1 pseudogene is annotated in these 758 nt (G+C 70.1%); it reads left to right on the plus strand.

Features of this window, described 5'->3' with window-relative positions:
• Nucleotides 1-41: 41 nt before the first annotated feature.
• Nucleotides 42-758 (plus strand): annotated as a pseudogene (locus H5J33_RS36505) (IS5 family transposase); the annotation flags it as partial.

A 758-nucleotide genomic window follows, 5' to 3' on the forward strand; every position in this document is an offset into this window, starting at 1 on the left:
CTAGAGCGTGTCTCTTTGATGGGTTGGTTGGTTGATCGGATATGTCTGTCCGATTAGTGATCACTGATGCGATGTGGGACCGGATCGGGCCGCTGATGCCGGAGGATCCGGTCCGGGGACGGCGGTGGGCGGATCACCGCCGTACGCTCGAGGCCATCGCGTGGAAGTACCGCACCAACTCGCCCTGGCGGGACCTTCCCGAGGAGCTCGGCTCGTTCCAGACCGCTCACAAGCGGCTGATCAGGTGGGCCGTCGACGGCACGTGGGAGAAGATCTTCGCCGCCGTCCTCGCCGCAGCGGATGCCGTGGACGACATCGGCTGGACCGTGTCGGTCGACTCGACCGTCGTCCGGGCCCACCAGCACGCCGCCGGAGCGCTCAAAAGGGGGCCGCAGGCCGAAACGAGCCGGCCGATCACGCACTCGGACGCTCCCGCGGTGGGCTGAGCACAAAGATTCACCTGGCTGCAGACGGTCATGCACGGCCCCTGGCTCTGGCCGTCACTGCGGGGCAGGCCGGTGACGCGCCCGCCTTCGAGACGGTCATGGCCCGCATCCGGGTGCCGAGGCCCGGCCCCGGTCGGCCTCGGACCCGCCCCACCATGGTCCTGGCGGACCGCGCGTACTCATCCCGCGCGATCCGCGGCCACCTGCGTCGCCGACAGATCCGCGCGGTCATCCCGCAGCCGTCGGACCAAGTCGGCCACCGTCTTCGGCGGGGCCGCCAAGGTGGCCGCCCGCCCGGCTTCGATGCCGATG

The sequence above is a fragment of the Streptomyces sp. WELS2 genome, assembly GCF_013870595.1.
GTDB lineage: Bacteria > Actinomycetota > Actinomycetes > Streptomycetales > Streptomycetaceae > Streptomyces.